Below are 7961 nucleotides of genomic sequence, written 5' to 3' on the forward strand. Positions count from 1 at the left end.
ATGGGCGTTTTCCGCAATGAAAACGCCGCTGCACTCCCCTTCCGGGCTACCCAGCAACAGGAGAAATGCTCTAGCCCAAATATCAAAACAAGAAGGCCACCCCTAGGGGTGGCCTTCTTTGTTGATTCAGGTTTGGTTAGAAGTCGTAACGCAGGCTCATCTGCGTGACGCGAGCATCGTTGTTCACGTCGGTCGACTTACCGAAGTTGGCATTGTTCGTATCGCCGATCGGGTTCTTGAAGTTGGGGTGATTGAACATGTTGAAGAAGCTGGTCTGGAAGGTGACCGCCTGCCGCTCCGTAATGGCGAAGTGCTTGATCACACCCAGGTCCAGGTTGATGAAACGCGGGCCATAGATGCTGTTACGCTGCACCGGAGGATCGCACCACACGGTCGGGCAGGAATATGCACCCCAGGTGCCTTTGGTGATGAATCCGCTGGCCGGGCTTACGTTGTGGTTAATGGAGTTACGAGGATCGCCGGACTTCAGATAGACTGCACGGTCGATACCGGTGGTGCCGTCCTTGTTCGGGTCGTAGGTGCTGGCGCCGTTCTTGATATAGATGGGCGAGCCGCTGCGCCATGTGAAGATCGGCGAAAGAGCCCATCCACCGAGGAGCAGGTTGCTCTTCTTCCACTGCGACTGCAGATTCGAGGTCACAACCAGGTTGTGACGGGTATCGAAGTCGGCTGCTCCGTACTCATACCGCGGGTTGTACGGAGATACGATACCCGTGCCGCCGTTCTTCACCGTGAAGACGTCGGAGGTATTGTCCATCGCCTTCGAGTAGGTGTAGTTGGCAAGCATCTGAACGCCCTTCGCGAAGCTCTTCCGCACGCTGACCTGGCCACCGCTGTAGTTGGAGCCGAAGCCATTGGTGCGGAAGTTGTCATTGTTGAAGAGGCTGGTCGGGCGAGCCGAGCTGTAGGTCGTGTACCCCTGAGCAGCGCAGAGTGCCTTCTGAGCCGTGCTTGACGATGACAGGCAGGCAGTACGGCCTTCGAAGGTGTTGATGTTCATCAGACCGATGAGCTTGCGGCCGAAGGTTCCGACATAAGTCGCTTCGAACACGTAGCCGCTGAAGCCGCTCTGCACGCCGAAGTGAGCCTGCTCATAGTAAGCCGTGACCAGGCGCTGGTCGATGTGACGGGGTACAGGCTTCGCACCGGCGACTGCCAGAGCGGCATTGCCAGTAAATGGCGCCTGAACGAGCTGGCTGCGGAGGGTCGGGCTGATTCCGGCCGAACCGGCGCCGAAACCGTAGGTATTGTCCACGAAGTGTGGATAGTTGAAGCGGATGTTCTCGTAGACGTTGTTATAGAGACGGTCGTAGCCGATACCGAAGCCGCCGCGCAGAACAAGCCTGCCGTTGCCCATCGTGTCATAGGAGAAGCCCACACGCGGAGCAAAGTTATTCATGTCCTTGTTCCAGATATCGCTATCTTTCTGGATGAACTTGGCTCCCTGAACAGCGCCCAGCAGCGGAGTGTTGGGCAGGTTCGGGTTTCCGGTTGCGGTAGGCGTACCGAAGGTACCGAAGTAGACGTTCGAGTCGAAGCCGGCCTTGAAGTTATGCGGGGGACCGAAGTACTCCCAGCGGAGGCCGTAGTTTAGCGTCAGGCGCGGTGTGGCCTTCCAGTCRTCCTGCGCATATGCCGCAAACTCCTTCGCGCGGTAGCCGCGATAGGGGTCGGGTGCGGAGTTAGTGGTCGGATCCAGCGATGCTCCGGCAGAGTACAGGCTGCCGTAAGTCGAGGCATCCGCAGGATCAGCCGTCTTCAATTGATCTTCATCGGCGGTACCGTCCGTGACCAGACCTTCTACCGACCAGAACGCGAGGTTGCCATTGATGTCGTTATAGAAGGACGAGCCATTGCGGGTGCGGACAAAGCGGAACCCAGCCTTCGCTGTATGCGAACCCAGAGTCTTGGTGACCGATCCTTCATAAGCGAACTGATTCTCGGTGAAGTACTGCGGCAGTCCAGTGCTGGCGCCGAAGCCTGTCGACAAAGAGTCCGCGGTGAACATCGAAGGGATACCTGCTGTCCCAGGGACCTCAAAGTTCGAGACGTGGCGCAGGTAGCTTGCCTTGGCCTGCGTGATGAGAGTCGGCGTCCAGGTACGTGTCCAGGAAGTACCAAAGACCTGCGATCCGCCAACGTTGTTGTACGGAGGTCCAGGGTTAGTGTCGCCGCCGCCGTTGTTAAAGCTGCTGGTATACAGATCGACAAGGTAGGTGAAAGCAAGCTGGTCCTTCTCGGTCAGCTTGTGATCGATCTTCATGGTGCCGCGGTTCTGGTTGAGTACGGTCGTGTTGATGACACCGGTCAGCCCATAAACCGGTACCGGGAACGACAAAGCTCCTCCCGAAAGAAGGCCTTGCGCTGTGTTGTCGAGGCTGCTGGTGGCAAGCGGGAAAGAGCTGGGGTACTTCGCATACAGAGCCTTGAAGACAGGACCGAGGGTGGACTGGCGAGAGAAGGCGCCAGGGCAGGTCGTACCGAGATAAACGGGGCAGATACCTTCCTGGCCCGCAGCCGGGTTCTGTTGGGCAGTACCTTCCATGAACTTCTGGTAGCTGCCGTTGTTCAYGAAGTCGAGGAACTGCTGTGTCGTCGCCGTCACGACCTGCGGAGTTCCCTCACGATAGCGGTGGATTTCAAGCGTCGCGAAGAAGAAGGTCTTGTCGCGACGGATCGGGCCGCCGATGGAGCCACCGAACTGGTTACGGACACGGTGATCGCGGAGGCCGCTGTTGTTGGAGAACCAGCTGTTGGCTGCCAGGGTCTGGATACGGTTGTACTCAAAGAGCGATCCATGCCACTGGTTCGCACCGGACTTCAGCACGGTATCGGTCGAGAAACCACCCGCGCGGCCATACTCGGCCGGAGGAACGTGGGTGATGACGCGGTACTCCTGGATGGCGTCGGGCGAGATGGAGGTTACGGCGCCGCCGCGGCCAAAGGTGAAGCCTGCGCCGCCCTGGCCCTGATCGTTGTTATCAAAACCTTCGACGAGGAAGTTGCCCGTACCGGTACGGGCGCCGTTCACGGCAAAGCCACGGCCGGTGCCGGCGCTGTCGGGGCCTGCGCCCGCCACAAGCTGGACGAATTCGTTCTGGGTACGCGACTCAAGTGGGGAGCTCTTCCAGATGGAAGAGTCGACGAGCTGCGAGAGAGAGGAAGTTTCGGTCTGGACCTGCTCGGAGCTGCCACCTTCGACTGAGATGACAACCGACTCGGAACCGACGGCCAGACTCACGTCAGCATTCGTGGTGGAACCTACAGAGGTCTTGATGTCTTTGACTTCACGGGTCGAGAATCCCTTGGATTCGACCTTGATGGAGTAACCAGAGATAACGCGAAGGTTAAGGAACTGGTAGCCACCCTGCGAGTTCGTGGTGGCGGTACGGGTCTCGCCCGTGAGGGCGTTGCTCAGGGTAACGGTTGCGCCCGGAACGGCAGCCTTGGACTGGTCAGTAACTGTGCCTGTGATCGTGCCGAGACCGGCCGATGTTTGAGCTGTCAGAGATACTGTGCAGAAGATAAGGCCAAACAGAAGTACAACAGCAAATAGCTTCTTCATGTGTTTGTGCATCTCCCTTGGGGTTTTGGGAAACCTAATATTTGTATGCCTGGAATTCAGAGAAACTCTGTTTGAATCCACGCGCCAGATTTGGGTTGGACGTCGGTGTAGCAAGAACCATGCCAACTTAGGCGATGCAGAAAGTAATTGATTCAAAGGTACTTTTGGCACGGGAAGAACGTTCGACCGGCTCAAAACCTATGGTTTTTGGAATATCAGGGCGACATTCTATTGAATTTTGGATGAATTTCTACTTTTAGGCTTGCGCGGAGCCCTGAGGAGACCTCGTGTTAGGTGTTAATGCAGAGACCCGGAGAGTTCTCCGGATGAAATTAGCCTGTGAAACTTACCTTGGTAACCGTAGGCGCCGGCTCTGACCGCGCGATCGACAATCTGGCAGGCGAATACCTGAAGCGGACCTCCCGCTATGCGCCGGTGGAAGAGCTCGCCTTGAAGACGGAACGGGAGTTCCTGGAGCGGGTCGAGCGTGAACGGAAAGAGGGAGCGGTATTTCTGGTGCTGCTCGATAGCCGGGGAAAGCCGCTGACCTCAGAAGAGTTCGCTGCCGCCCTGGGGGGAGCGCGGGACGGCGGCAAACGCCGTGCTCTTCTGGCCGTTGGGCCCCCGGATGGATGGTCGCCGGAGACGCTGAAGCTTGCGGACCTGACGTTGTCCCTGGGACGGATGACCCTGCCACATCAACTGGCGAGGCTGGTGCTGGCTGAGCAGATCTATCGCGCGTTTACGATCCTTGCCGGGCACCCTTATCACAGCGGGCACTGAGGTGATGATGGAAGGATTGAATGATTGAAAAATGAGAGCGCTGGGCTTCCATCAGGTTCGCTCCAGAGTCGAGTGCCCCATCGTCATAGAGACGTTGGGGCACTCGCTTGCTCGTACTACTTCCACTCTAGATCGGGGCTCCGGCGGGGATTTGGTTATGGTCACCGCTGGGACGGCGAGCCCCTGGACCGGCTGCTGGTGCTGCAGCCGGGGTTGCGGCTCCGCCTCGTGCTCCGCCGGCGCCACCGCCTGAAGGAGTGAAGGCTGCGGTATAGAAGGCCTTTGCCTCGGGGCTCAGGCCGTCGTTCTTTACCTGATCGGACGCATAGCTGCGCAGTTTGGCGATTGCCTGCAACACAATACCCTTTACTTCGGGAGTTACTTCGCTGCTGGTGCTGAGGGTCTGCAGGTGTTCCAGCACCGCGTAGTCAATGGCAAACTTCGACTGCTCGGCCAGACCGGTCTGCGCCGGCGACTTCCAGGTGGCATCGATGGTGGAGTCAATCACTTCGCCGAGCGAGGGCATCTTTGCATCGCGTGCGTGGAACTGGGTGAGACGGACAACGCGTTCCGGATCAAGGAGGGCATCGAGCGTGATGGTCGCGGCGGCACGAACCGGAGCGACCGGATCAAAAGCATCGCCCGCATAGCCGGTGAAGTTCTCACGCGTACGCGGTAGTGATGGAGGACGCGGCGGCATCAGTGCAACGATGGATTCGGGCAGCGCGAGCTCCGCGGGATTCAGTGTCATGAGGATCGACTTCAGAGCCGCTCGTTGCGCTTCGGGCGAGACCATCGGCGCGACCTGCTGACCATCTCCACGGATGGCGTAACGCCAGTCTTCGCCGGCGATCGACTGCGCCGCAGCTTCGATCTGATAGCGGTGAATCAGATAGATAGGAACGAGGGTATCTTCAAGCTCCGCCATTGGACGGCCGGGCTTGATGGCCGCGTCAGAGAAGTTCTTCATGGCCACTGCGCGGACCTTCCACAGGCGCCCAAGCTCCTTCGCCGAGTCGGAGCCGTTGTCCCACTGCGACGAGTGCGGATGGATGGTGGAAGGGCCGTTATCGGTCATGAAGTACATGCCCTTCTTTATGCCGTCCTGCAGGATCTTTTCCAGACCTGCCTTCTCCTGCGCCGGGGTGTAGCTGGGCGGGAACTGATGGTAGAGGTAGTTGACGGTCAGCTTGTCCCACTCGCCGAGGCCCGGCTGGTATGCATGCGTAAGGTCGATATTGCCCTTGGCATCCAGTTGGATGTTCGGGAAGGGGTAGTCATCGACCGAGCCGCCGAGACCGAAGGCGGACGACGCATGGTTATGACCGAGTCCGATAGTGTGGCCAGACTCGTGCGCTGCTAGATGACGCATCCGCTGCAGCACCATGGCAAGCTGCTGCGGATCCGACTTGTCACCGTTCTTATACGGCGAGAGCAGCGCCTCGGTGATGAGGTAGTCTTGGCGTTCACGGCCGGTGGTCAGGGTGACTTCGCACTTGATCGATTCGCCGGTGCGGGGATCGTAGATGCAGGCTCCGTTGGAGTAGCCTCGCTGCTCTTCAGGTACCCACATGATGACGTTGTAGCGGATGTCATACGGGTCGGCGCCTTCGGGGAGAAGTTCCACCTTGAAGGCATTGGAGAAGCCGGCGGCGAGAAATGCGTCAGACCACCAGCGCGCACCTTCGAGCAGTGCCGTGCGTATGGGCTGGGGCGCTCCACGATCGACGTAGTAACGGATGGGCTCGACAGGGTCAGAGACTTCGGCGTTGGGATTCTTCTTGACGAGGCGGAAGCGCGTGGTGAGACGCGTCTCGCGTGACTCACCGAGAGGCTTCGACCAGTCGGAGTAAACCGTGTTCACAAGCTGACCGGCGCGCTGATCCCATGGGCGGGGATTGTAGTTGCCATCGGGAAGCTCAATGAGCGACTGCCGAATGCTGAGGCTGACACTATTAGCGTCTGGCGATACCGCGGCGAGACCACCGGCGCCTTCCCCGCCGCCGAAGCCGAAGCCTCCCGCGGGTTCTTTGCCGAAGGTCAGCAGGGTTTCGATCTCGGTGTTCTTCGGGAAGTTCTTCGTGTGCTCTTCCATGATGGAAGAGCGCGATGGATCGAGGCGAAAGCCTGTACCAAGGCGTGATGCGTAGCCGAGAGCATCACGCATGAGGAAGTCGGTTGCATCGACCAAAACCGCACCGTTCTCATCTTCGGCAGCGATGGTGAAGCCGCCAATGATGGACTGCGGGAAGCCATCGCGGAAAGCCTCCTCCTGCGCAGGTTCTCCACTCTTCGTAATCCAGCGCTCGTTTTCGGCAGTGAGCATTACTTTCGGCCCGATGCGCGAGAAGTGAACGACCTGGCCTTGCTGGATGGCTCCGCGGTTGACGCCCGCACCCGTTCCCGAGGCGCTGTGCTTGGCATAGAGAAACTGCTTGTTCCATTCGCGGATCTCGAAGAACAGATGCGCCGTCTTTGCCTCGTAGTAGATCGGAAAGAAGCCGTCTTTCTTTTCAAGAGAGGCGGTGCGCTGCGCGATTGTTGGCACAGGGCCACCGGCGTTGGGTGCGTCTCCAGCGGCGGCACGGCGCTGAGCTATGCCAGGAAGTGCCGTCAACAACAGGACCGCGGATACACCACGGCGAATGCGGGAACAAATCATCGAAAGCCCTCGTCAGGTTGTGATGCAACAGCAGAAGAGAGACGTCTGCACACTGCGGAGCGGGCCGCACAGCGACGTAGCGAGAAAGATGTACTGATACTACGGTGGACGTACCGGCTGGCGAAAGGTTTCAGGATCATGACACGCCCTAGTTTCGTGATCGATTCATTGAAAGGTGTGAGAAACCTGCCACCAGGTGGCAACAGCGGACATCCGAGAGAGTGAGGTACGAGATGACTCGAATGCGCTTTCTGACCGGGACCGGCATTGTTCTTCTGCTGATTGGCGGTGCGATGCAGGCCTACCATCCGAAGCTGGAATCTCCCCCGGTGACGGCCGAGATCCAGGCGTCGGATGAGGTGAGACAGATTCTGCGGCAGCGGTGCTATAGCTGCCACTCGAACGAGACGAAACTGCCCTGGTACGACAACCTTGCTCCGGCATATTGGATCGTTCGAAGCGACGTGCTGGAAGCGCGTGAGCATTTGAACTTCTCCACCATTGGAGCGAAGCCGGAGGCCGTCCAGCGCGGGGTGCTGTTTGAAAGCGTGAACACGGTTCAGCTTGGCTCCATGCCGTTGCCGCGATATCTGGCGGTTCACCGCGATGCCGGTGTCACCCCAGATGAGCTTGCCACCCTGCGGCACTACCTCGAGACTCCGCCGGCACAAACTGCGGCACCCGCGCCCTCCACTGCTGCGGAGACACAGTTCCAGCACTGGATTGCGAGCAATGGCAAACCAACGGGGACACATCCCGATATGCAGGTACAGCCTGAGTGGAACGGCGTACCGTTTCTACCGGAGTACAAGAACTGGAAGCCGGTCAGCAGCACGGAACGCTGGGATAACCACACCATGCGCCAGATTCTCGGCAACGACATCGCGCTCAAAGCGATTGCCGACGGAAAGATCGACAACTGGCCCGATG

Annotated in this window: 4 protein-coding genes; 2 read left to right on the top strand and 2 right to left on the bottom strand. The window is 58.9% G+C overall.

Annotation, left to right across the window (positions count from 1 at the left end):
• Positions 1-136: 136 nt before the first annotated feature.
• On the bottom strand, positions 137-3586 hold the full coding sequence (locus tag AB4043_RS06750) for a carboxypeptidase regulatory-like domain-containing protein (protein ID WP_442306725.1): 3450 nt from the start codon (positions 3584-3586) through the stop codon (positions 137-139).
• A gap of 339 nt (positions 3587-3925) precedes the next feature.
• Between AB4043_RS06750 and AB4043_RS06755 the strand changes: the two genes are divergently transcribed.
• A complete protein-coding gene (locus AB4043_RS06755; RefSeq protein ID WP_442303149.1) occupies positions 3926-4369 on the top strand; it encodes a 23S rRNA (pseudouridine(1915)-N(3))-methyltransferase RlmH in 444 nt (147 codons plus the stop codon).
• 127 nt (positions 4370-4496) lie between these two features.
• On the opposite strand, the gene AB4043_RS06760 is transcribed toward AB4043_RS06755, so the two are convergent.
• Positions 4497-7031, bottom strand: a complete 2535-nt coding sequence (locus AB4043_RS06760) for a zinc-dependent metalloprotease (protein ID WP_442303150.1) — start codon at positions 7029-7031, stop codon at positions 4497-4499.
• Between the two features lie 242 nt (positions 7032-7273).
• Here AB4043_RS06760 and AB4043_RS06765 point away from each other — a divergent pair.
• The coding region (locus AB4043_RS06765; protein ID WP_442306726.1) for a heme-binding domain-containing protein at positions 7274-7961 on the top strand (688 nt) is incomplete at its 3' end.

This window comes from Terriglobus sp. YAF25 (genome assembly GCF_052113305.1).
In the GTDB taxonomy this organism is placed as follows: Bacteria; Acidobacteriota; Terriglobia; order Terriglobales; family Acidobacteriaceae; genus Terriglobus.